Below are 20,301 nucleotides of genomic sequence, written 5' to 3' on the forward strand. Positions count from 1 at the left end.
GGGGCGCTGCTGCTGAAGCCCGGAGATTAAAAATGCTTGGAAAACCGCCAGTTTCTGGAGCTTCCGAACTGGCGCGAGGCATAAAAAACTCCTCCCTTGAGGGGGAGGAGGTCTGGCCCTTTTTATGCAGGGGCTGCGGGAACCGTTAACGGTTGCGGCAAAAAGGTTAAGCGCTGGCGCGTTTTTCGTCCGTGCCGGAGGTCTTTTCCAGCGCCTTCAAATAAGGCCGCTCGCGGGTCAGTGTGGCGGGCATGGGCATGTCCAGCGTATCCGCAAACTGGGTTTTTGGGGGGGCTTCCTGCGGTTCCACAACGGCTGGCATCTGCTCTTCCACCGCTTTGGCCACGGCGTTCTGTGCGGCGGTGGCGTTTTCCAGCGCGGACTGGACCAGTTCCTGCGCTGTCTGCTGGGCAGTCTGGCTGGCCTGTTGCAGCTTTTCCAGTGTTTCTTCTATGGCAAGGCGCGCCTGCTCGGCTTGCTGGATCAGGCTTTCCATCCGCCGTTCCTGCGATGGCACCTGCGTAAGGACCGAATCCAGCCGGTCGGCAACCGAATCGGCTTTGGTGGCCATGTCGTCCAGCTCGGTGCCGGTTACCTTGGCCTGTTCGATCATCCGGCTCAGGGGGCGACCGCTGACCTCGCCTGCCACGCGGAGCTTGTCCACGCCTTCTTCAGCCTGATTGACGCTGCTTTCAAGCTTGTCCACCAGTTCCAGCAGGCTGGTGCGGTCGCGCTTGAGGTTGCCCAGCACCCGGCCAAGGTAAAAGCTGTAGATAATCCCAAGGAACAAAAAGACGGAGAGAATGATCTCAATGATCATCTGGATCTGTGTGAACATCATTCAGGTGACCCTCCAGTCTGATCCGGGGTGGGCGGTGCAGCCTGAGGCTGCGGGTGTGGGGGCTGTGGCGGCACGCCCTGTGGAGGGGGCAGGTGGTGCTCCTCCGGGGGGACCAGCCTGCGCTGGATCTTGACCGCATTTTTGTTGCCCAGCTTGCCCAGACGCCCTTCAAACAGGGGGGTCTGCCCGCATTGCAGACGAATGGGGAAGGGCGACCCACTTTTGTGCGGGAAGGTCATGAGGGACCCGATCTTGAGGTTGAGCACCTCGGAGAGCGGAACAATTTTTTCGTCAAACACAGCGGAAACCTGGGCGTCTGTTTCCAGAATTTCGGAAAACAGATGGTCTTCCCAGATCGAGTCGCGCCCGAATTTTTCCCCCATGAACTGTTGCGAAAGCTGGTCGCGCACCGGCTCCAGCGTGGCATAGGGGATGATCAGGTCCATGTTGCCGCTGCGGTCCTCCATATCAATATGGAGTTTGGCCAGCACCACGGCGTTGGATGCACGGGCGATTGCAGCAAAGCGGGAGCTGACTTCCAGCCGCTCAAACGCAAGGTCCACGTTACAGACCGGGTTAAAGGCGGAAGAGAGGTCGCTGAGGGTAAGGGTGATCAGCTTTTCAATCAACGCGCGTTCAATGGCGGTGTGGGGGCGTGTTTCCACCCCTGCGTGCCCAACGCCGCGCGGCCCACCCATAAGAATGTCGATAATGGAGTAGGACATGGCCGAATCCACAACGACCAGCCCGTAGTTGTCCCACTGAACGGCTTTGAAGACGGCAAACATGGAGGAGGATGGCACAGCCCCCATGTAGTCCCCAAAGCGCAGGGAGCGGATACCCTCGATCGTGATTTCCACGTTATCGTTGGTGAAGTTGCGCAAGGTCGCGGACAGGATGCGCACAAGCCGGTCAAACACGATCTCCAGCATGGGCAGGCGTTCGTAGGCCACAAACCCGGCCTTGATAACGCGCTCCATGCCGGTTTCTTCCGGCTCTTCAAACCCGCCAAATGTGTGGCCGAGCAGATTGTCAATTTCCGACTGGTCAAGCAGGTGGCTGCCAAACGGGTCTTCATCCGGTGTGGGGGTGTGCTCCCCCTGCTCGGCGGTGGCTGCGTGCTCGTCCGGGCTGGCGGGCGGCGTGGTGTTATGCCCGTCCTGCGTTGCAGTCTGGCCATCCGGCTCTGGTGTTGTGCCGTCTGGTCCGGTGCCGTCGTGGGGGGCATCTGGCGTGGCATTGCCTTCAGCAGGGGCGGCCTGTGGCGTTTGCTCCTGCGCGGCGTCGTGCGCCTCCTCCGTATGCGGGGCGTCCGGTGCTGCGTCTGTTCCGGGCTCGTGGTTCCCGGACCCTGCTGCTGTGTCGTCTACATCCTGCATGTGGTTGTCGCTACGGTTCCTGAAGGGTGTCGGTTTGAACGGATGTCAGAAGCCGGAGAGCTTTACTGGACAAGGAATTCGACAAGATACAGGTTTGTCACCTGCAAGGGGGCAAGCTGTGCACGCAGGCGGCGCAGAATGGATTCGCGCAGCCTGTAAATGCCGTTGCCCCGAATATCCTGCGGCCGGGTTTCATGCAGGTAGGTCTGGAACACGTCCTGAATTTCCGCAATCCGGTCCTGTAGCGCGGCCTCGTTTGGTACACCGCTGATTTCCACCTTGGCGGTCAGCTTGACGTAAACCGGATGCCCGCCCGACGTATCCAGATTGGAGACCATGGGGGGAATACCCAGCAGAATGGGCGGGTGCATGGCGGCAGCAGCCTTGTTGCCCATGTCCCGCTTGAGCTTGGACGTAAAGATTTTATCCTTTTCCCAGTAAACCCCACCACCGACAAGGAGAACAAGACCGGCAGCGCCCGCCATAATCAGTTTCCGCTTGGACTTGGGGGCGTCTGCTCTGGGAACTGCGTCGGCAGCATTTGCTTCTTTTGCGCCGGTTACAGTCTCGCTCATGTCTGGTGGGCTCCGGAATGGTTAATCTAATGCACCTATTACCAGCTTAACCGCTGGCGCGCACCTACTCAATGGGCGGGTAAGGACGGATATGCGCGCTTCTGCCTTTTTTGGCCGGGGCGCGCTGTGGGGCATGGGAGCCGGTGGGGGGGCAAAGGGGGCTTGGCGCATCAGGGGGCCGCAGCGCGTCAGGTGCTCCGACCAGCCTGCCGGTCTGGTCGGGTTGTGCCGCTGCCAGTCGCTCTGACTGGCAGCCGCCGCCTAGCCGATTGAACGGTGCGTGGGGGCACAGTACAGCACGGTCTCTTCCGTATGAATGGTATAGTGGCCAATATAAAGGGAGTAAAAATCAAAATTCGATTTTATATAGTTGATTATTTCAAAAATATCATTCGGTTTGTGGTACAGTGAAATGGCCATTTTGGGGCGGAAGCGCCGAATACTGGCTTCTGCTCCTTTAAGGGTTGCCATTTCTGCCCCTTCTACGTCCAGTTTGATGAAGTCAATCTGTTTGATCTCATCGCGCGCAACAAGACGATCAAGCGAAGTAAGCGGAACAGTCTGCTCCTCGTGCGAGAAGCCGGGTGCATAGTGCTCGTTCACCAAGAGCGGTGCCCTGACCTCGTGATCAGAGAGACCATACGGCATGGGCACAACATTGGCATAAGGGAACTGTTTGGTATTGTAGGTCAGAATATCAAAATGTTCCTGAACGGGGTCAAAGGAATAAACTTTGCCGCCAGCCCCTACCGCGTTGGAAAAAACCAGAGCGGTATCCCCTGTGCAGGCGCCACCATCAATAACCGTATCGCCCTGTTCGGGTCTTATGCGGATGCCATCTTGATCATAAAAATACTGTTTGCGGTGCAGGTAATATTCAAAACCAAGGCAGTCTGCAATGTATCTTTCTCCGTCAAAAACAAAGTCAAAATGCTTTAGTTTTCCAATGGTGCCAGCAAGCGGGTAAGTGCTGTCGGCCGTACCAGCAAGCGCGTAATAGGATTGCAGGTCATCCTGCCGTGCACGAAATTCCAAGGGTAACTGAAAACACAGATGGCCGACCATGCGGTATATGATCAGGCAGAGGTAGAGCAGCTTTGAATGCTCGCCCGATAGGGCCATATAGCTTTGGAAGAGTGATTCCTTGTTGAAAAAGAACCATGTAAAATAAAAAACTCTTTTATTGGGGTCGAAATCCTGTGAATGGTCTGTTCCATCAGTATTAAAACGCTCTGCATCAAAATTATCCTGAAAATGGTTATCTTTCAGGCTGGTGAGAGCAATGTGCATAATCGTGCTGTAAAATGAATCAAGGTTGTCTGGTAAGGTATTGGACATGATGAATATAATCCTGATCTGGAAGAAAAGTGGTTAATTTCTGGAAAAATCAAAAATTAAAGTATTTTTGAGGAGATTTCCTGCGCATGGTCCAGGCAGACCATGCGTCGGCTGGTGTGGGGTGTTTACGCGGATGTGCCGTGTGCCTGCCTTCTGGCATCCACCTCTTCCACACATTTACGGAAATGCAGGATTTTCTCTTCCGTGTTTGAGAGAATGCTGTTGTGGGAAGTGAGCGGAAAATCCGGGGCAATGCGTTTGCAGATTTCAAAGTCTTCCTTAAAAACCGTTTCATTGACCTGTTCAACGGAGTCAAGAAAAGGCTTTATAATTTCTCTATTTTTCTCTGCATTGACCAGTCTGGAGTGGAACATGCGTGTGGTAAAATACGTTTTCTGTTTTTCACCAGATGGCAGAAAATTCTGTAAGGAATAGGTGTAACCATATGTGCTGGAGAGGAACGAAAATGGGAAAATATAAATTGCTGTATAGGTTTTCTGGCTATGGGGGACATCAAAAAAGCGGGCAATCCTGTTCAGACCGCGTGTTATGGTCTCGTTCCCAATCGAGGCGTTCAGTACGGAATTATAAGTGTAGTAGGAGTTCCGGCCTGCATGGAGGTGCAGCAGGTTGAGCGTGTTGGTGTGCACAAGGGGCACGTGGTCTGGTTCCAGCGCGTTTTCCACTGCAACCTGCCACTGGCATTCATAAGGGTAGTCAATCCGTGCGTGCCGCTGGGTTATATCGTGCGACATCCCTGCCAGAATATCCGCCAGCCCCCCAAGCTGGGTGGGCAGGTCTGTAAGGGGGGTTATGGCAACAAATAAAAAATCTCCACACCATGCGGTATGGTAGCTGTTCAGGCGTACACGTTCCAGATCGCAGGGTTTGTAGTTTTCCGGTTTGGGAATGCGGAGCTTGCCCCCCCTGTACCCCCAGCCATGGTATGCGCAGGAGAGCGGCTGGTTGCCGTCCCTGCCCAGCAAAAACCGGGCACCGCGGTGGGGGCATATATTATCGAATGCGACAAAGGTTCCCTTGTCGTTGTAAATAACAAGATCGCCCAAAATCCATTCAAAGCGTAAAAAATCCCGGTCATTGGGCAATTCGCTGCGGTGCGCAATGCAATGCCAGAAATTGCGGGCCAGATACTGGTCAAGGGCTTGGGGCATGGGTTTACAGCTTGCGGGCAGGGGGGGTGTACATGGTCACATTGTTCTGGGTGGAGCGTACAACAACCGCCCCCGCCCCAATGGTGCAGTGTTCGCCTACATGCACATGGGGCAGAACCCGCGCACCGGAGCCTACAAAAGACCCTTTGCCAACAGTGCTGTTGCCGGTCAGGTCCACATAACCAGAGATCGTGGCAAATGGCCCCAATGTGGCATCGTGCCCAACGCTGCCGTAGCCGTTGACCGTAGCAAATTCACCCACGGTGGCATTGGCCGAAATATCGGCAAAAACACCAACAATGGCCCCTTGGTGGATGGTGGAAGAGGCAGAAACCCATGCCGTAGGGTGGATAAGCGTTGCAAACTGTTCCGGGCCAAGCAGGCCAACAATTTTCTGCTTCCCGGCGGGGGAGCCAATAGCCATGACCAGCCTGTGGTCCGGGCTGGCAGGTTTGTACCCGGCAATGGTGCCAAGTTGGGGCAGGGGGTGGTTGTAAGCCCGCAGGGGGTCAGCGCCATCGTCCAGATAGCCAATAAAGCGGCTCCCCGATGCGGTCAGGGATGGTGTAAACCAGTCGTATAATTCGCGCGCAAAGCCGCCGCCGCCAACCAGAATATACTCAGCCATGCGCCATTACCCCGCTGTGTAGCCGCCATCCACAGGCCAGACGGCCCCCGTTACCCAGGCCGTAGCCGGGGATAGTAAAAAGACTGCCGTTGTTGCCACATCTTCCGGTTTGCCAAAGCCCAGAACATGAGCGTGCTCGTAATCTGCGGTGGATTGCTCCGACAGGCCATTCAGCAGGCGGCTGTGCATTTCCGTTTCCACCCCACCGGCGGCAATGGCGTTCACACGGATGGAGCGCAACTCCCACGCAAGCGAGCGGGTCAGCCCCTCAATGCCAGCCTTGGCGGCGGAGTAGGTGCTTAACCCCTGCTGCCCACGGTGTGCCGCAGCGGAGGACATGAACACAATGGAACTCCCCGTGCGAAAAACATCGCGCTTGCCCGCAGCGGCCGCAATGCCAATGGCCCCAAAAAGAGCGGCATTAAAAACGGCGTCAATCTGTTTTTGTTTAACAAGGCGGGCCGGGCGGCTGAGTTCTATGCCTGCGGAGTGAAAAACGCCGTCCAGACCATTAGCCTCCCGAGCAGCATCCACAATTAGTGCCGTGGTTTCTTCCGCAGTGTTCAGGTCCGCCACCACCATTTTATGCCCTGTGCCGGGCAGGGTGGAGAGTGTGGCTGCCAGCCGCTCCTCGTTACGGCCGGTTGCCACCACATGGCCACCACACCGGGCAATAAGCAGTGCCGTGGCACGCCCCAGACCGGAGGATGCCCCGGTCACCAGAATGGTACGCCCCTCAAGGGCTGTGGGGGTGAAAATCATACAGTGATCACCGACGCACACTGGAGCTGAACATCCTTGAACAGCGCAGCCCCCCAGGACAGACCAACGCCAAAACCTGCCATAAGCATGGTCGTGGGGGTGGTGGTGATCTGCTCCACCCTGTCCGCGCAGAGCAGCAGGGGAATGGAGGCGGAACTGGTGTTGCCAAACTGGTCAATGTTAATGGGCAACTGCTCGGGGGTCAGGCTCAGCTTTTTGCCAATGTGGCGCAGAATAAAGCGGTTGGCCTGATGCAGGGCAAACAGGTCCACCTGATCCTTTGTGGTGCTGGCCTGTTCCAGCGTGGCTTTGATCAGTTTGGGAACGGTGCCAATGGTAAAGCCAAAAACCGAGCTGCCATCCATGTGTAGGTAATTGGCATCGGTCGCCTGTGGGTCAACCGGACGGAACCCGCCGCCTGCAACGGTCAGGAAGTTGGCCCCCTTGCCATCCGTGCCAAGGTCAAAATAGCACAGCGGCGCGTTGGCATCATATTCAAATGCCGTGGCGGAGCCTGCATCTCCGAACAGTAGGGCGGTGCTGCGGTCGTTCGGGTCGACCATACGGCTGCTGGTATCGCCCGCCAGCAGCAGCACGCGGCGCAGGCCAATGGCCATAAGGGCAGAGACCAGCCACGCCCCATAAACGTACCCGGAGCAGCCAAGCCCCACATCAAACGCCTGGCAGTGCGGGGCAAGGCCAAGGCGACCATGCAGGATGCAGGCCGTGGCAGGCATACGCTGGTCAGGGGTCTGGGAGACAAAAATAACGGCGTCCACGCTCTCACGCGGCCAGTTCAGGTCTTCCAGCAGGCGGTCGGCTGCGGCAAAGCACAGGTCCGATGCGGTCTGCTCGGGAGCGGCCATATAGCGGGTGGAAACCCCGGTCAGCTCCGTAACGTCTTTAATTGTTTTTTCATCAAAACGCCCCGTAAAATAATCATTTTCCACGCGGTGCTGGGGAAGAGCGCAAACAACACCGCGTAGTGTGATGCCTTTGACGGAGCATTGAGACATGGAAAAAACCCTTATCCTGCGGTGGCTGTGGGGATAAGTTTCTGAATATCAGCCACGGATGTGCATTTGACCAGTTCCGAACCGGAGACGATATGCCCGAATTCCTCGTCGATCAGGGCCACGCAGGAGATCACTGCCATTGAGTCCCAGTTATGCTCGGAGAGACTGAAAGACGGTGTAATCTGCTCCACAGGCACTTCCAGAATTTCGGCAAGACCTGCATAAAAATTTTGCATAACATTCACTCTGGGTTGGATTGTTAATTATAAAAGGTTCTGTAATTTTAAAGATAAATTTTTAAATTTGTCAACCATTCCTTTCGGTTGCCCCCGTGCCTGTGGCGGGTGCAGGCAACCGGGTGCCCTGCTGGTAACGGGGCGGAAAACCGCCCTTTGCCACGCCATGGTGTGGCCAGCATCAGCGATAGAGCATGGAAGGGGGGACGGCGTTTTCAAACGCATTGGCTGTATGAATTTCTTTGGCGATTTCAAGTAATGATTCCATGAATTTTGCACAATTAAAATTCTGGGCAATGTAATCAACGCCAACCTGTGTTTCGGCCGTGTAATCTTTCTGGCTATGGTACAGCGTGTGGAACTGGTCCGCGAGTGTGGGGTCCGTTGTATCAAAACCATAAAACGTGGGAATATGTTTAAGGTTTTCGCGCGTAAAGCTGTTCTGGTCTGAGACCACAACGCAGCGTGAATCTAGACCCTGCCCCACACGTTCATGAAAATTGGATGCGATATTGGGTGATGTATTCAAAAGGAACTGCGTGCTCGCATACACGCTGGAAAGATGCGTGGCATCAAATGCGGAATGGAATTTGGCCTGTGTGGCAAGGGGTGCCAGATGGTCCCACCCGCGCCCGTAAATGTTAACGGGCAGGTCCAGCAGGGCGCGGACCACCACGTTCATGCGGTATTCGCGCACATACAGGTCGAGTTCGTGCAAAAGACCATGAAAAATCTCAACCCTGTGCTCGGTCGAGAGGTTGTGGCTTGCGCAGGCGTTAACAAAAATATCGGTAATGTCCCCCGTAGGCAGGTTCACGGCAACGCTGCTGGCGTCCTCCATCACGTTGCGCCAGCGTGCGGGCAGGTTTTTCCAGCTCTGGCGGCGTTGCTCCGGGTTGCCGCCGGTCTTGATCATCACCATACGCTGCGGCCGGTCCCGCCAGGGTATGGCGTCGCGCTTGGTGTTGGGCGTAATGCCCAGATGCGGAATGAGCGTGGACAACTGGGGGGATTTGATAAAGCGGTTCTGGACCTGCAACCACTCGGAAAAAACATAGGCGTTTGCCACATACCGCGAGCGGATAAAGTGGTTGCGCACACACCAGCTTGGCGGGTCCGCCAGAACGGAAACAAAAGGGATTTTAAGAGTATCCCAGATGATTTCGTTATTATTTTCCAGCAGGGCGGCAATGCCCGCGTGGGACCACGCCATGGCAATCCCTTCGTCCGAAAGTTTGCCAAACTGCGTAATCCAGTCCGGGTCATACAGGTTGATCACATGGGTGCTGAACCGGGCCGGGTCCAGAAAGCTCATGAAGTCGAGGCTGAACTGGCGGAGAATATTGTTTTCGTTCTGACCGACAAAGGCGACAATATTGCGAGGGGTGGTCATGGTCATGGGGCCTGTTCAGCAAATATGGGGAGAGGGCTTTGTGCAGGCCGTCAGCCTGCTCCCGCTAGGACCCTTCGTTCAGCAGGGCGCATACGCGGGTAATCTGCCCGGCTGTCAGGTCCTGCCAGAAGGGCAGGCCAATGGAGCGCTGGCCATAGGTCCGGGTTACAGGCAGCGGCTCGCTGGGGCAGTTGGCGTAGGCGGGTTGTGTGTGGCAGCCCGTCCCCCACCACGATACGGTCTGTACGCCATGGGCTGCAAGGTGCTGTATGGCGTCCTGCGCATCCGTGGGGGTAATAACGGTCAGTGTGGCGGATACCCAGCCATTCCCAAAATCGGGAGGGAGCATCATGCTGGCGGGGAGTGCCTGCCGGTATAGGTCTGTAATGTGTTGCCACCGTGCGCGGGTTTCATCCCAGCAATCCAGCCCGGCCAGTCCAACGGCCGCCGTGTATTCAGAAATTTTGGCATTCATGGAAGGGAAGAGCGAGGACCGGCTACCACAAAAACCAAAGCGGGCCAGAGTGCGCACATGTTCGGCCAGAGCCGGGTCGTGCGTTAGCACGGCACCGCCCTCGCCAATGCCAAAAATCTTGGTGGCGTGCAGGCTGACCACAACTGTGCTGCGGCCCGGCCGCATTGGGCCATTGTGGCGGAGTGTGTCAAACGCTGCGGCGGCATCAATAATAACAGGCCGCCCCGTGCGTTCGGCCACGCCATCCCACAGGGCAAGATCCAGCGGTGCGCCAAACGGGGCAACAATAAAAATTGCCCCTACGTCTTCCGCCTGAGCAAGCTGTTCAATCTGTGCGGGGTCGGGCACCCACGTAGTGGGGCATACATCCACAAAATGGGGGACCAGATTGGCCCCCATAACGGCCGCCGCACTGGCCGTAAAGGTCCATGATGGCATAAGGCAGCGGGTGCCGGGGCGAATATTATGTGCCTGCAAGGCCAGTGTAAGCCCCGTGGTGGCGTTGGTCACCAGTGCAACCTGCATGGCATCCAGCCCCCAGAACGCGCCAAGCCGCTGCTGGAGCGCATTACACAGCGGACCCTGGTTTGTGTACCAGCGGTTCTCGTCTATCTGGCGCAGATAGGGGGCGATCCGGTCGGTTGTGGGTAGGCGGGGGAAGGCAACGGGGAGCGTAACGTCCGGTTTACGGTCTACCGCCAGATTATGCAGGTTTTTTGGGGCTGTCTGGGGGGCTGACTTGTCTGTTCCAAAGTCAAGAGGCTGCGTGACCAAGGCCAATTTTCTTTCGCAAATATCGGGCCTGGCAGATTGTCCGCTTGTGGCCCCCAACAGGTTACATTCAGGCTTACAAAGCAATGCTACAGTGATGTACCAGACATTCTGGAAAAGTATTTTGCAAATGACTGCTCACAATCCCCGTGAGCATAAGGTCTTAGGCTGTATCGTGCAACAGCCTTTGGCCCTCTTTGGCCCCGTTGGTCACGGCCTTTTCTGCTGGTGTGCGGCACTCTGGCGCGGGCATGGCGCGGCCCATGCGTGGGTTATGGGCCCAGCCGATGGGGCCGTGCGTTGCCCATGTGGCCGGGGCCGGGGTGCGTTGTGCCCGGCCCATGGCCCTTTGCTGCCAGCCGGGGGTGGCGCCCCTGTGGTTAATGCACGGCGGGGATGGTGGTGTTCACCCTGTCCGCCAGCCGAATAACCAGTTCACGCATTAGGGCGGCAACATCCGCATCTGTGCTGACCGACCCGTTGGCAACAAGGTGTGCGCGTTCACGCGTAAGGGGCAGGTTGGGGTCACGCGGGAGCACGGCCCATGTGGCGTCCAGCGTGGCCACGCCATTGGCGGCCACATCAAAGCGGGAAATATCGATCTGCACACGCATGGTGGCCACATCGGCCAGTGGCTGGTCGGTAATCAGCTCCGTGGGGCGTTTGTTGGACAGCTCGTTGGTCAGCAGGTCCGTAACCCCAAGGGACAGGCGCGAAGCCCAGCGCGCGCGTGAACTACGCAGGATTTCCTCCCCCTGTCGGGTAATAATATCCTGCGAGTCCAGATAGTCGGGCAGGATAACACGGCTGATGGCAATGGTGGCCGTGCGGGAGGAGAGGTGCGGCTCCGTTACGTTGGCATCGGGTGGTACACCCAGCGTGTACAGCCGCAGCGGCGGGGAGGCGCAGCCTGCGAGGGAGAGGAGCGAGCAGCAGGCTATAACGGCCAGCAGGGTGCGGCGTGGCGCGCAGGTCATGGGCGGCGTCCCATCAGCAGGAGTTGCGGGTTGCGTTCAACATCGGAGGAAAAACCCCGCAGGGATGCAGCCGTGGCCGCAATATCGCGCAGGGCGGCGTCCAGGTTGGCACGGTCCGTGGAGCGGGGGGAGAGAATATCCTGCAACGAATCCAGCGTTCTGGTGGCCGAGGCCAGTGTTGCGTGCAGGTCCGCACCCCGCGCGTTAAGCTGGGTGTTCCCCGTTTCCATCAGCCTGTCCATTTTGGTCAGTGTAACGTCCAGCTTGGCCTGAAGGTCTTTTATGGCGGCGGTTGCGGCCTCTATGGTCTCATGCGAGCGGTCGGCAGTTTCCCTGGCGCTCATCAGCAGGGGGGGCAGGTCCCTGTTCAGGCTCTCACTAAGCTGGGTCACGGACAGCAGTGCTGCATCCGCATGGTGGCTGATCTCCTTTATGGGGATCTGGCCCAGCGAATCCTTCAGCTTTTCCACGGCGGACATACGTACGGGAATTTCGGGCAGGTCGGTAATGCGCGGGTGCAGAACGGGGGGGACGGAGCGGTCAAAATCCAGCTCGATGTTGGACTGGCCGGTTACAAAGCTGAGCAGGTTCAGCTCCGCCCGCAGGCCAATGCTGATCAGTTCCTGAATACTGACCTTTTTGCCCCCCGGTACGTCCTTGACCACATGGATCTGGTCCGGCTCCAGCGTCAGCACCACGGGGATGTAGGCTTTGTGGTCGGCGGGGTCAAAGCGCAGGGTAATGCTTTTGACCGTACCCACCTTGACCCCACGGAAGTTGACCGGCGCCCCAACGGACAGGCCGGTAATGGAGTTCTGGAATACCACCACCGCCTCGCGCGAAGGGGCGAGGAAGCTCATGTGCCCAAAGGCCATAACAATGAACAGGGCCAAAAAGCCGCCAAACAGCACGAAGGCTCCGATAACGGTTTTGCGGTTTGTGCTCTCAGACATGCCGGTCAGCCTTTGTCTCGTCTGTCGGGGGGATGGTGGAGGAGCGGTTCATGAATGCCATGACTTCCGGTATGGTGCTGGTATCGCGCAGGGTTCGTGGGGAGCCGTGGGCAATGGGTTTGTGGGTTTTGGCATCCAGAAAAATGCCATCATCGGCAATGGCGAACAGGCTTGGCAGCTCGTGGCTGACAATCACAATGGTCGCGCCCAGTCCATCGCGCAGGGTCAGGATCAGGTCGTCCAGCCGGGCGGAGGTAATGGGGTCCAGCCCGGCGGAGGGTTCATCAAAAAACAGAATATCGGGGTCGAGGGCTATGGCACGCGCCAGCCCCGCGCGCTTGCGCATCCCGCCCGAAATTTCGGACGGGAACAGGTCAATCGCCTGCTCCATGCCCACAAGCCCCAGTTTAAGCTCCACCAGCTTGCGCACCACATCGGGCGGCTGGGAGGTAAACATTTCCATGGGCAGGGCTACGTTCTCGCCCACGGTCATGGAACTCCACAGTGCGCCGGACTGGAACAGAACGCCAAAGCGGTGGTTGATCTGGGTGCGGCGCTGCTCGTTCTGTGCCCAGTAATCCTCCCCGCCGACCATAATCCGCCCCGTGGTGGGGGGCAGCAGGCCGATCAGGCTTTTGAGCAGCGTGCTCTTGCCGCAGCCAGACCCGCCCATGACCGCAAAAATGGAGCCCCGCTTGAGGTCGAACGATACGTTCTGCTGGATAATCTTGGGACCAAAGGACAGTTCAACATCCCGCACGGAAATAAGGGTATCGGTTTCCGCCATGTCTTAAATTCCCAGCGCGTTGGCCATAACGGCAAACACGGCGTCCATGGCAATAATGCCAACAATGCCAATAACCACCGCCCGGGTTGCGGCAATGCCCACATCGGCGGCACTCCGCCCGGCCATAAGCCCTACGCGGCAGGCGGCAAGGGCAATAAAGCTGCCAAAAAAGAAGGCTTTGACAAACCCGAACCCGAACTCCTTCAGCTCCACACCGTTAATGGTGGAAATCCAGTACCCTACGGGGGAGACATCCATCATGCTCATGCTCACCACAAACCCGCCCAGAATGCCAATGAGCGTGCCGTACAGGTAGAGCAGGGGCATCATCAGGGAGAGGGAGAGAATGGCAGGCAGCAGAATATAGCCCGAAATGGGGATGCCAAAGACCTGGAGTGCGTCAATTTCCTCATTCCCCAGCATGGTGGAAATGCGCGCCGCATAAGCGCCCCCGGTGCGCCCGGCCATGATGATGGCGGTCATAATGGCCGAAATCTCACGCGCGCAGGCAATGCCCACCAGATTGGTCACATAAATTTCTGCGGCAAAGCGGCGCAGCTCCACCAGCCCCACAAAGGCCAGAATGGCCCCGATCAAAAAATTGACCACACCCACGATCAGCAGCGCGTTGGGGCCTGCGTTCCACAGGTCGGTTATCAGGTCCTTGGTGCGCATCCGGCTTTTGCCGTGCAGCGCATGGACCGCGCCCAGTGTGGTTTCCGCCGCAAGGGAGGTGGCAATGCCGGTTTCGGTCAGGGCGCTTAAGGTCAGGTCGCCGGTTTTTTCCAGCAGGTTCTGTTTGTGGCTGTCGTGGCGGGCGGCGGGCGCTGGCTTGGGGGGCAGTAGCGCCAGCAGGCGTTGTGCCGGGGCGGGCAGGCCGTTCTGGTCAAAGGCCAGCCCGGTGCTGGCTGCCGCCTGTTTGACCTCCCACAGGAAGGAAATAAAGGAGGAATCCCACGCCGCAAGAGCCGTTGTGTCCACGCTGAGTGTGGTGGAGCCTGAGGGCGGGGTGGGAATATCCTGCCCTGCAAATGGCATGACCCCGCCGTTGGGCACGGTCCATGCTCCCTGCACGCTCAGGCATGGGCCGTGTGGTCCGGTCCGCACGGACCACGTTGGCCGCGCGGCATGGTCTGCCGTGGCGGTGGGGGGGAGGGGGTCTGTTTGCTGGGTCATTGTTTGTGACGACATTAAGACACGCCATGCCCGGCTGGCTAGTCCCGACATGGTGAAGGTGGGCCCGGCCCCGCCTGACCGGGGGCGGGCCGGGGCGTGCAGGTCTTGAGTTTGCTAATAATTTCCATGGTCAGGCATTTTCATCAGCCCAGCATTGCAGGCGCGCATTGCAGGGGGGCGCGGCCTCGGCTAGATGCAGCGCTTTGGCTGGCGCCGGGTTTTCCCCCGGTGGTGGCGGTCGGGGGTGTGCGGGCAACCACATGCTGCCGCGCAAACGGGAGTTACTATGCGACGCAGACGTGGGCGGCCACTTAATGGCTGGCTGATAGTGGACAAGCCTTCCGGTATGACCTCAACACAGGTGGTGGGGCGTGCCAAGCGGCTGTTCGACGCACAGAAGGTGGGGCACGGCGGTACGCTGGACCCGCTGGCGACCGGGCTTTTGCCGCTGGCGTTTGGCACCGCCACCAAAACGGTGCCGTATGTTATGGACGGCACAAAAATCTACCAGTTTACCCTGCGTATGGGGGAAGCGCGCGATAGCGATGATGCCGATGGCGCAGTGACCGCCACATCCGATGTGCGCCCAACGGACGAGCAGCTACGCGCAGCCCTGCCCGCGTTAACGGGGGACATTATGCAGGTGCCCCCGGTCTATTCCGCCCTTAAGGTTGCGGGGGAGCGGGCGTATGACATGGCGCGAGACGGCCGCCCGCCGGAACTGCCGCCCCGCCCCGCCCGCGTGGACCGTTTTGAGCTGATTGCCCGCCCGGATGCGGACACGGCGGTGTTCGAGGTCGAATCCGGAAAGGGGGTGTACATGCGCGCCCTTGCGCGCGATGTGGCGCTGGCGTGCGGCACTGTTGGCCATATTGCCGTGCTGCGCCGCCTGCGCGTGGGGCCTTTTACCGAGGCCGATGCAATTATGCTGGACAAACTGACGCCAAACGACGACAACGCCCATGCTTCTGCGGAACTGCTTCTTCCGGTCGAGACCGCGCTGGCCGACATCCCGGCGCTGGCCCTGACTGAGGAGGAGGCGGCTCTTCTGCGCCACGGGCGGACCTTGAGCCTTCTGGATCTGATGGGACGTATCCCCCAGACCGATGCTTCAGGGACTGTGCGTGTCATGGACGCAGGGCGTGTGCTGGGTCTTGGTCGCCTTGAAGACGGGGTGCTCAGGCCCGTACGGATTCTATGACATTTTTCTGATGGAGACATGTGATGTCGATTACAGCTGAACGCCGCACGGCGCTGATTTCCGAATACCAGACCGCTCAGGGCGATACGGGTTCGCCCGAAGTGCAGGTTGCAATCCTGACCGAGCGCATCAACAACCTGACCGACCACCTCAAGACCCACGCCAAGGACTTCCACTCCCGTCGTGGTCTGCTGATCATGGTTGGCCGTCGTCGCAGCCTGCTGGACTACCTGCGTGGTAAAAGCCAGAGCCGCTACGAAGCGCTGATCGCACGTCTGGGTCTGCGTCGCTAATCCAGTTATTTTGCTGGCAGGTTTGGCTCTGGGCCGGGCCTGCTGGCTGACTGGGCAGGTTTATGGGGGTTTTTGTGCTGGTCATATGGCCAGCAAACCCCCATATAATCCTCTATACGCCACAGGCTTGGCACGCGGGCATTGACGATCCGGGTAAGGCCACGGCGTTTCCGACCACATGGCGCCTGGGCGGTGCTGCCGCCAGTCACCATGCCGTCCGAGGCGCTGTCTGCCATTCGGTTCTGTCCCGCTGTTTGCCGTGGTTTTGAACAAAGACTCTGTAAACAGAAGATGAGACGACAGAATGTTTAACTATTTCCGTAAAGAAATTGAGTGGGCCGGTCGCCCGCTGGTGCTGGAAACAGGCAAGGTTGCCCGTCAGGCCGATGGTGCAGTGCTGGTAACCTACGGCGAAACCGTGGTCCTGTGTACCGCCGTTGGTGCGCGTGACGTAAAGCCCGGTCAGGACTTTTTTCCCCTGACCGTCAATTATCAGGAAAAAGCCTACGCAGCAGGCAAGATCCCCGGCGGCTTCTTCAAGCGTGAAGGCCGTCCTTCCGAGAACGAAACGCTGGTCTCCCGCCTGATCGACCGCCCCATTCGTCCGCTGTTCCCCGAAGGGTTCCGCAACGAAGTGCAGGTCATTGCCACGGTGCTGACCCACGACATGGAAAACGATCCGAGCATTCCCGCCCTGATCGGCTGCTCCGCAGCACTGACCCTGTCTGGCATTCCGTTCTTTGGCCCCGTTGGCGCTGCGCGCGTTGGCTTCAAGGATGGCGCGTTCATCCTCAACCCCACGCTGGAACAGAGCAAGGACACCGATCTGGATCTGGTTGTGGCTGGCACCGCCGAAGGCGTGCTGATGGTGGAATCCGAAGCCTCCGAACTGTCCGAAGATGTCATGCTGGAAGCAGTGACCTTTGGCCACACGGCTTTCCAGCCGGTGCTGGACGCCATTATCTCCCTCGCTGAACACGCCGCCAAGGAACCTTGGGACCTGCCGCGTGAAAGCAAGGAAGAAGCCGCTCTGCGCAAGCAGGTGGACAAGCTGGGCCGCAAGCTGATTGCCGATGCCTACAAGGAAAAGCAGAAGCAGGTCCGCTACGAAAAGCTCAAGGCCGCGCGCGACGCCATTGTGGAAAAGCTGACCGCTGCCGAACTGGACGTGGCTGCCGCCAAGCCCATGATCAAGGACCTCGAAGCAGACGTGGTCCGCACCTCCGTGCTCAAGACCAGCAAGCGTATTGACGGGCGCGACCTTGTGACCGTGCGTCCGATTGTGCCGGAAGTGGGCGTGCTGCCGCGCGTGCATGGGTCCGCCCTGTTTACCCGTGGCGAAACGCAGGCGCTGGTTGTGACCACGCTGGGCACCGGGCAGGACGAACAGGTGATTGATGCGCTGGAAGGCGAATACCGCACCAACTTCCTGCTGCACTACAACTTCCCTCCCTACTCTGTTGGTGAGTGCGGTCGTGTTGGCTCCCCCGGCCGGCGCGAAATCGGGCATGGCAAGCTGGCATGGCGCGCCCTGCACCCGCTGATGCCCAACCGCAAGGAATTCCCCTACACGGTGCGTGTTGTGTCCGAAATTACGGAAAGCAACGGCTCCTCCTCCATGGCGACCGTTTGCGGTAGCTCGCTGGCCCTGATGGATGCCGGTGTGCCCCTCAAGCGCCCTGTGGCCGGTATTGCCATGGGTCTGATCAAGGAAGGCGACAAGTTTGCCGTTCTGTCCGACATTCTGGGTGATGAAGATCATCTGGGTGACATGGACTTCAAGGTCGCCGGGACCGAAGCCGGTGTGACCGCCTTGCAGATGGACATTAAAATTACGTCCATCACGCCAGAAATCATGAAGATCGCACTGGGTCAGGCGCGCGATGGCCGCCTGCACATTCTGGGCGAAATGAGCAAGGCCCTGACCGAAAACCGCACAACCGTTGCCACCACGGCACCGCGCATTACCACCCTTAAGGTGCCGCGTGAAAAAATCCGTGATGTCATTGGTTCGGGTGGCAAGGTTATCCGCGAAATCGTGGAATATTCGGGTGCGAAGGTGGATATTGGTGACGATGGCACCATTACCATTGCCGCCACGGCCGAAGACCAGACCAAAAAGGCACTGGAGCGGATTAACGGCATTGTTGCCGAACCCGAACTGGGCCGCATTTACGATGGTAAGGTTGTTAAAACCGCTGACTTTGGCGCGTTTGTTAACTTCCTTGGCGCGCGTGATGGTCTGGTGCACATTTCCGAACTGGCGCAGGGCCGCGTTGGCCGCACCACGGATGTGGTCAAGGATGGCGATGCCGTTAAGGTCAAGGTGATTGGCTTTGATGATCGCGGTAAGGTTAAACTGTCCATGCGGGTTGTGGATCAGGCTACGGGTGCCGACATTACGGAAACCGTGGGTGAAAAACCTGCCCGCGCACCGCGCCGGGACGCCGAATAAGGCAGTCCCACACGCAGGATGAGGGGGTGGGGCCAGCCCCGCCTTCTCCCCCGCGTGGCGGAGCAGACACGGTTATCTAGAAGAAACGACAGGATAGTCATGAAGGCGATTAACACGCTTCGCATGGGGGGGACGGATGTCCTGCCGCTGGTAGAAGGCGGTAAGGGTGTTGCTGTTTCCACAGGTGTATCGGCCGGGGCCTGGGCTGCTGCGGGGGGTGCTGGTACGATCTCCATCGTCAATGCGGACAGCTATGACGAGCAGGGGCGTCCGGTTCCGCAGGTTTATCATGGCCGCACCCGCCGTGAGCGGCATGAGGAGCTGGTGGACTACGCCATTCGTGGCGGCATTGCGCAGGCCCGCATTGCGCACGAGATTTCGGGCGGGAAAGGTCGTATCCACGCCAATATCCTGTGGGAAATGGCAGCCTCCGAACGGGTGATTACCGGCGTGCTGGAAGGGGCCAAAGGGCTGATCCACGGCCTGACCTGCGGTGCAGGTATGCCCTACCGGCTGGCGGACATAGCTGCGCGCTTTGGTGTGCACTACTATCCTATTGTTTCCTCCGCACGGGCGTTCAATGCGCTGTGGAAGCGGTCTTACAGCAAGTCATCCGACCTGCTGGGCGGCGTTGTGTACGAGGACCCGTGGCGTGCAGGCGGGCATAACGGCCTGTCCAACACGGAAAACCCTTTTGCGCCTGAAGACCCCTACCCGCGCGTGCTGGCCCTGCGGCAGGCCATGCGTGGTTTTGGGCTGGATAATACCCCCATTATCATGGCGGGTGGCGTATGGTGGCTGGAAGAATGGCAGGACTGGATTGACAGTGAGGAACTGGGGCCGATTGCGTTCCAGTTTGGCACGCGCCCGCTCCTGACCAGGGAAAGCCCGATCCCCGATGCGTGGAAGCGCCGGTTGCTCACCCTGAAAAAGGGCGATGTGTACCTCAACCGTTTTTCACCCACCGGGTTTTATTCCTCTGCCGTTAACAATGGCTTTTTGCACGAACTGCGCCAGCGGGCCGAGCATCAGGTGCCATTTGCCACGGAAGCTACGGAAGAACTGAGTGCTGCTTACGGCGTAGGCCCCCGCAAGCGTGAGGTGTTCCTGAAGCCCGAAGACGTGGCGCGCGTGCAGCAGTGGGAAAGCGAAGGGTTTGTTGAACCCCTGCGCACCCCCGATTCCACGCTGATTTTTGTAACCCCCGACCGGGCACGCCTGATTGTGGCGGACCAGACGGACTGCATGGGTTGCCTGTCCGAGTGCAAGTTCTCCAACTGGAGCCAGCGCGGACCCAAATACAGCACAGGCCACCGGGCTGACCCGCGGTCGTTCTGTATTCAAAAAACGCTTCAGGCTGTGGCCCATGCCTCTGGCCCGGAAGCGGAGCATATTATGGATGACAATCTGATGTTTGGCGGCACCAACGCGTGGCGCTTTGGCACGGACCCGTTCTATGCCAATGGGTTTGTGCCAACGACCCAGCAACTGATTGACCGGATTATGACCGGCAAATAACCGGTTCCTGCCTTGCACCATCTGCTCGGTTTATGGGCGCTCTGGTGGTGCAGAAAGGTCAAAAAGGCGGCGCTCCGGGTAGGGAGCGCCGCCTTTTTTGTTGCTGCTGGGCCATGTGGTGCGGCCATTTGCGGTGTTGACCGCCGCTCAGGTGCGCGATGAACTGCGGATGCGGGCGATCTTCTGGTCGGTGGTGTACTGGCTGAGCGCATAGACCGACCAGATGGCTGCCGGAATCCAGCCAATAAGGGTGACCTGCAAGACAAGGCACACAATGCCTGCCACGGGGCGGCCAATGGTAAAGAACTGAAGCCACGGCACAAGCAGGGCAAGTATAAGGCGCATAACTCATAAA

23 protein-coding genes are annotated in these 20,301 nt (G+C 58.6%); 5 read left to right on the forward strand and 18 right to left on the reverse strand.

Annotated features, from left to right (window positions below; genetic code table 11):
* Window positions 1-166 precede the first annotated feature (166 nt).
* The 3 genes from Absy_RS03445 to Absy_RS03455 form a co-directional block, all read right to left on the reverse strand.
* On the reverse strand, window positions 167-841 hold the full coding sequence (locus tag Absy_RS03445) for a DUF6468 domain-containing protein (protein WP_052945692.1): 675 nt from the start codon (window positions 839-841) through the stop codon (window positions 167-169).
* Window positions 838-2,220 (reverse strand): flagellar motor switch protein FliM, encoded by a 1,383-nt coding sequence (gene fliM / locus Absy_RS03450; RefSeq protein ID WP_084596851.1) that lies wholly within the window; start codon window positions 2,218-2,220, stop codon window positions 838-840. The genes Absy_RS03445 and fliM overlap by 4 nt, the downstream gene beginning before the upstream one ends.
* 62 nt (window positions 2,221-2,282) lie before the next feature.
* Window positions 2,283-2,795, reverse strand: coding sequence for a flagellar basal body-associated FliL family protein (locus Absy_RS03455; protein ID WP_048853314.1), 513 nt, complete (start codon window positions 2,793-2,795; stop codon window positions 2,283-2,285).
* A gap of 91 nt (window positions 2,796-2,886) precedes the next feature.
* Between Absy_RS03455 and Absy_RS03460 the strand changes: the two genes are divergently transcribed.
* Entirely contained in the window at window positions 2,887-3,042 is a 156-nt protein-coding gene (locus Absy_RS03460; RefSeq protein ID WP_158319841.1) for a hypothetical protein, read from the forward strand.
* A gap of 14 nt (window positions 3,043-3,056) precedes the next feature.
* Here Absy_RS03460 and Absy_RS03465 read toward each other — a convergent pair whose 3' ends face one another.
* The 13 genes from Absy_RS03465 to Absy_RS03525 form a co-directional block, all read right to left on the reverse strand.
* On the reverse strand, window positions 3,057-4,133 hold the full coding sequence (locus Absy_RS03465; protein WP_048853315.1) for an FkbM family methyltransferase: 1,077 nt from the start codon (window positions 4,131-4,133) through the stop codon (window positions 3,057-3,059).
* Window positions 4,134-4,258: 125 nt separating this feature from the next.
* Window positions 4,259-5,305: an aromatic ring-hydroxylating oxygenase subunit alpha gene (locus Absy_RS03470; RefSeq protein ID WP_048853316.1), complete on the reverse strand. Its 1,047-nt coding sequence runs from the start codon at window positions 5,303-5,305 to the stop codon at window positions 4,259-4,261.
* Between the two features lie 4 nt (window positions 5,306-5,309).
* Window positions 5,310-5,933, reverse strand: a complete 624-nt coding sequence (locus tag Absy_RS03475) for an acetyltransferase (protein WP_048853317.1) — start codon at window positions 5,931-5,933, stop codon at window positions 5,310-5,312.
* A 6-nt stretch (window positions 5,934-5,939) separates the two neighbouring features.
* Window positions 5,940-6,695 carry an SDR family NAD(P)-dependent oxidoreductase gene (locus Absy_RS03480; RefSeq protein WP_095351502.1) on the reverse strand — a complete coding sequence of 252 codons (756 nt, stop codon included), beginning with the start codon at window positions 6,693-6,695 and terminating at the stop codon, window positions 5,940-5,942.
* The gene (locus Absy_RS03485) at window positions 6,692-7,711 is read right to left on the reverse strand and encodes a 3-oxoacyl-ACP synthase III family protein (RefSeq protein ID WP_048853318.1); all 1,020 of its coding nucleotides are present in this window, start codon (window positions 7,709-7,711) and stop codon (window positions 6,692-6,694) included. Before Absy_RS03485 ends, Absy_RS03480 begins: the two co-directional genes overlap by 4 nt.
* An 11-nt stretch (window positions 7,712-7,722) precedes the next feature.
* A complete protein-coding gene (locus Absy_RS03490) occupies window positions 7,723-7,947 on the reverse strand; it encodes an acyl carrier protein (RefSeq protein WP_048853409.1) in 225 nt (74 codons plus the stop codon).
* Window positions 7,948-8,128: 181 nt separating this feature from the next.
* Complete coding sequence (locus tag Absy_RS03495) at window positions 8,129-9,340, reverse strand: hypothetical protein (RefSeq protein ID WP_245614703.1); 1,212 nt, start codon at window positions 9,338-9,340, stop codon at window positions 8,129-8,131.
* 64 nt (window positions 9,341-9,404) lie between these two features.
* Window positions 9,405-10,589: a DegT/DnrJ/EryC1/StrS family aminotransferase gene (locus Absy_RS03500; RefSeq protein ID WP_245614705.1), complete on the reverse strand. Its 1,185-nt coding sequence runs from the start codon at window positions 10,587-10,589 to the stop codon at window positions 9,405-9,407.
* A gap of 160 nt (window positions 10,590-10,749) precedes the next feature.
* Entirely contained in the window at window positions 10,750-10,929 is a 180-nt protein-coding gene (locus Absy_RS03505) for a hypothetical protein (protein ID WP_048853319.1), read from the reverse strand.
* A 37-nt stretch (window positions 10,930-10,966) separates the two neighbouring features.
* A complete protein-coding gene (locus Absy_RS03510) occupies window positions 10,967-11,563 on the reverse strand; it encodes a PqiC family protein (protein ID WP_048853320.1) in 597 nt (198 codons plus the stop codon).
* Entirely contained in the window at window positions 11,560-12,516 is a 957-nt protein-coding gene (locus Absy_RS03515) for an MlaD family protein (protein WP_048853321.1), read from the reverse strand. Before Absy_RS03515 ends, Absy_RS03510 begins: the two co-directional genes overlap by 4 nt.
* Window positions 12,509-13,303 carry an ABC transporter ATP-binding protein gene (locus tag Absy_RS03520; protein ID WP_048853322.1) on the reverse strand — a complete coding sequence of 265 codons (795 nt, stop codon included), beginning with the start codon at window positions 13,301-13,303 and terminating at the stop codon, window positions 12,509-12,511. The genes Absy_RS03515 and Absy_RS03520 overlap by 8 nt, the downstream gene beginning before the upstream one ends.
* Window positions 13,304-13,306: 3 nt before the next feature.
* Window positions 13,307-14,494, reverse strand: coding sequence for an MlaE family ABC transporter permease (locus Absy_RS03525; protein ID WP_245614706.1), 1,188 nt, complete (start codon window positions 14,492-14,494; stop codon window positions 13,307-13,309).
* A 271-nt stretch (window positions 14,495-14,765) separates the two neighbouring features.
* Here Absy_RS03525 and truB point away from each other — a divergent pair, with 271 nt between their 5' ends.
* Both truB and rpsO read left to right on the forward strand, forming a co-directional pair.
* Window positions 14,766-15,680: a tRNA pseudouridine(55) synthase TruB gene (gene truB / locus Absy_RS03530; RefSeq protein WP_048853412.1), complete on the forward strand. Its 915-nt coding sequence runs from the start codon at window positions 14,766-14,768 to the stop codon at window positions 15,678-15,680.
* 23 nt (window positions 15,681-15,703) lie between these two features.
* A complete protein-coding gene (rpsO, locus tag Absy_RS03535) occupies window positions 15,704-15,973 on the forward strand; it encodes a 30S ribosomal protein S15 (RefSeq protein ID WP_048853324.1) in 270 nt (89 codons plus the stop codon).
* Between the two features lie 5 nt (window positions 15,974-15,978).
* Here rpsO and Absy_RS12600 read toward each other — a convergent pair whose 3' ends face one another.
* Window positions 15,979-16,209, reverse strand: a complete 231-nt coding sequence (locus tag Absy_RS12600; protein ID WP_048853325.1) for a hypothetical protein — start codon at window positions 16,207-16,209, stop codon at window positions 15,979-15,981.
* Between the two features lie 68 nt (window positions 16,210-16,277).
* On the opposite strand from Absy_RS12600, the gene pnp reads away from it, so the two are divergent.
* Together pnp and Absy_RS03545 are read left to right on the forward strand one after the other, a co-directional pair.
* A complete protein-coding gene (gene pnp / locus Absy_RS03540) occupies window positions 16,278-18,428 on the forward strand; it encodes a polyribonucleotide nucleotidyltransferase (RefSeq protein WP_048853326.1) in 2,151 nt (716 codons plus the stop codon).
* A 99-nt stretch (window positions 18,429-18,527) separates the two neighbouring features.
* Window positions 18,528-19,946: an NAD(P)H-dependent flavin oxidoreductase gene (locus tag Absy_RS03545; protein ID WP_048853327.1), complete on the forward strand. Its 1,419-nt coding sequence runs from the start codon at window positions 18,528-18,530 to the stop codon at window positions 19,944-19,946.
* A 147-nt stretch (window positions 19,947-20,093) separates the two neighbouring features.
* Here Absy_RS03545 and Absy_RS03550 read toward each other — a convergent pair whose 3' ends face one another.
* Window positions 20,094-20,291, reverse strand: a complete 198-nt coding sequence (locus tag Absy_RS03550; protein WP_048853328.1) for a YqaE/Pmp3 family membrane protein — start codon at window positions 20,289-20,291, stop codon at window positions 20,094-20,096.
* Window positions 20,292-20,301 lie beyond the last annotated feature (10 nt).

The sequence above is a fragment of the Acetobacter syzygii genome (genome assembly GCF_000964225.1).
Classification (GTDB): domain Bacteria; phylum Pseudomonadota; class Alphaproteobacteria; order Acetobacterales; family Acetobacteraceae; genus Acetobacter; species Acetobacter syzygii.

Excerpts from the sequence above, each read along its gene's own strand:
- Absy_RS03445 (WP_052945692.1), bottom strand. The coding sequence starts at position 841 with ATGATGTTCACACAGATCCAGATGATCATTGAGATCATTCTCTCCGTC.
- fliM (WP_084596851.1), bottom strand. The coding sequence starts at position 2,220 with ATGCAGGATGTAGACGACACAGCAGCAGGGTCCGGGAACCACGAGCCC.
- Absy_RS03455 (WP_048853314.1), bottom strand. The coding sequence starts at position 2,795 with ATGAGCGAGACTGTAACCGGCGCAAAAGAAGCAAATGCTGCCGACGCA.
- Absy_RS03460 (WP_158319841.1), top strand. The coding sequence starts at position 2,887 with ATGCGCGCTTCTGCCTTTTTTGGCCGGGGCGCGCTGTGGGGCATGGGA.
- Absy_RS03465 (WP_048853315.1), bottom strand. The coding sequence starts at position 4,133 with ATGTCCAATACCTTACCAGACAACCTTGATTCATTTTACAGCACGATT.
- Absy_RS03470 (WP_048853316.1), bottom strand. The coding sequence starts at position 5,305 with ATGCCCCAAGCCCTTGACCAGTATCTGGCCCGCAATTTCTGGCATTGC.
- Absy_RS03475 (WP_048853317.1), bottom strand. The coding sequence starts at position 5,933 with ATGGCTGAGTATATTCTGGTTGGCGGCGGCGGCTTTGCGCGCGAATTA.
- Absy_RS03480 (WP_095351502.1), bottom strand. The coding sequence starts at position 6,695 with ATGATTTTCACCCCCACAGCCCTTGAGGGGCGTACCATTCTGGTGACC.
- Absy_RS03485 (WP_048853318.1), bottom strand. The coding sequence starts at position 7,711 with ATGTCTCAATGCTCCGTCAAAGGCATCACACTACGCGGTGTTGTTTGC.
- Absy_RS03490 (WP_048853409.1), bottom strand. The coding sequence starts at position 7,947 with ATGCAAAATTTTTATGCAGGTCTTGCCGAAATTCTGGAAGTGCCTGTG.
- Absy_RS03495 (WP_245614703.1), bottom strand. The coding sequence starts at position 9,340 with ATGACCACCCCTCGCAATATTGTCGCCTTTGTCGGTCAGAACGAAAAC.
- Absy_RS03505 (WP_048853319.1), bottom strand. The coding sequence starts at position 10,929 with ATGGGCCGGGCACAACGCACCCCGGCCCCGGCCACATGGGCAACGCAC.
- Absy_RS03510 (WP_048853320.1), bottom strand. The coding sequence starts at position 11,563 with ATGACCTGCGCGCCACGCCGCACCCTGCTGGCCGTTATAGCCTGCTGC.
- Absy_RS03515 (WP_048853321.1), bottom strand. The coding sequence starts at position 12,516 with ATGTCTGAGAGCACAAACCGCAAAACCGTTATCGGAGCCTTCGTGCTG.
- Absy_RS03520 (WP_048853322.1), bottom strand. The coding sequence starts at position 13,303 with ATGGCGGAAACCGATACCCTTATTTCCGTGCGGGATGTTGAACTGTCC.
- Absy_RS03525 (WP_245614706.1), bottom strand. The coding sequence starts at position 14,494 with ATGTCGTCACAAACAATGACCCAGCAAACAGACCCCCTCCCCCCCACC.
- truB (WP_048853412.1), top strand. The coding sequence starts at position 14,766 with ATGCGACGCAGACGTGGGCGGCCACTTAATGGCTGGCTGATAGTGGAC.
- rpsO (WP_048853324.1), top strand. The coding sequence starts at position 15,704 with ATGTCGATTACAGCTGAACGCCGCACGGCGCTGATTTCCGAATACCAG.
- Absy_RS12600 (WP_048853325.1), bottom strand. The coding sequence starts at position 16,209 with ATGGCAGACAGCGCCTCGGACGGCATGGTGACTGGCGGCAGCACCGCC.
- pnp (WP_048853326.1), top strand. The coding sequence starts at position 16,278 with ATGTTTAACTATTTCCGTAAAGAAATTGAGTGGGCCGGTCGCCCGCTG.
- Absy_RS03545 (WP_048853327.1), top strand. The coding sequence starts at position 18,528 with ATGAAGGCGATTAACACGCTTCGCATGGGGGGGACGGATGTCCTGCCG.
- Absy_RS03550 (WP_048853328.1), bottom strand. The coding sequence starts at position 20,291 with ATGCGCCTTATACTTGCCCTGCTTGTGCCGTGGCTTCAGTTCTTTACC.